General features: G+C 72.9%; 1 protein-coding gene. It reads left to right on the forward strand.

Annotated features, from left to right (window positions below):
* Window positions 1-42: 42 nt before the first annotated feature.
* The coding region (locus ACJA3G_RS37310) for a multidrug effflux MFS transporter (protein WP_406557445.1) at window positions 43-1188 on the forward strand (1146 nt) is incomplete at its 3' end.

Below are 1188 nucleotides of genomic sequence, written 5' to 3' on the forward strand. Positions count from 1 at the left end.
AAACTACAACGGTCGCAACGGCCGGAAGCGGGATAGACGCCCATGGCGGAGAGCAGCCGGACCGCACCGGCCCCGATACCGGCCGCGGCCCCCGCCGCCGCCCGCCGCGCCGGTCTGCTGGTCACGCTGGTACTGGGCGGGCTCACCGCGCTCCCGCCGCTCTCCATGGACATGTACCTGCCGGCGCTGCCCGAGGTCACCGGAGCGCTCCACGCGCCCGCCGCCACCGTGCAGCTCACGCTCACCGCGTGCCTCGCGGGCATGGCGCTCGGCCAGCTCGTCGTCGGGCCGATGAGCGACAAATGGGGCCGCCGCAGGCCGCTGCTGGCCGGCATGGTCGTCTACGTGATCGCCACCGCCGTCTGCGCCTTCGCCCCGGACGCCGCCCTGCTCATCGCCTTCCGGCTGCTCCAGGGCCTGGCGGGCGCGGCGGGCATAGTCATCGCCCGCGCGGTCGTGCGCGATCTGTACGACGGCGTCGAGATGGCCCGGTTCTTCTCCACGCTGATGCTGATCTCCGGCGCCGCCCCGGTCGTCGCGCCGCTGATCGGCGGCCAGGTGCTGCGGCTGACCGACTGGCGCGGGGTGTTCGTGGTGCTCACGGGGGTCGGGCTGCTGCTCACCCTCTTCGTGTGGCGCTTCCTGGGCGAGACACTGCCGCCCGAGCGGCGGCACGAGGGCGGGGTGGGCGAGGCCCTGAGCACCATGGGCGCGCTGCTGAAGGACCGCGTCTTCACCGGCTATGTGCTGGCCGGCGGCCTCGCCTTCGCCGCGCTCTTCTCGTACATCTCGGCCTCCCCGTTCGTGATCCAGGAGATCTACGGGGCCTCGCCGCAGACCTTCTCGCTCCTCTTCGGCCTCAACTCGGTCGGCCTGGTCGCCGCCGGCCAGATCAACGGGAAGCTGCTGGTGGGCCGGGTCAGCCTCGACAAGGTGCTGGTGTGCTCGCTGAGCACGGTGGTGCTGGCGGCGGCTGCGCTGCTGGTCATGACGTCCGGGGTGTTCGGCGATCCGGGCCTCGCGCCGGTCGCGGCCGGGCTGTTCGTGCTGATGTCCGCGATGGGCATGGCCACGCCCAACACCACGGCCCAGGCCCTGATGCGCACCCCGCATGCGGCCGGCTCCGCCTCCGCGCTGCTCGGCACCTCGTCGTTCCTGATCGGGGCGGTGGCATCGCCGCTGGTGGGG

This window comes from Streptomyces sp. YS-3 (genome assembly GCF_045257485.1).
Classification (GTDB): domain Bacteria; phylum Actinomycetota; class Actinomycetes; order Streptomycetales; family Streptomycetaceae; genus Streptomyces.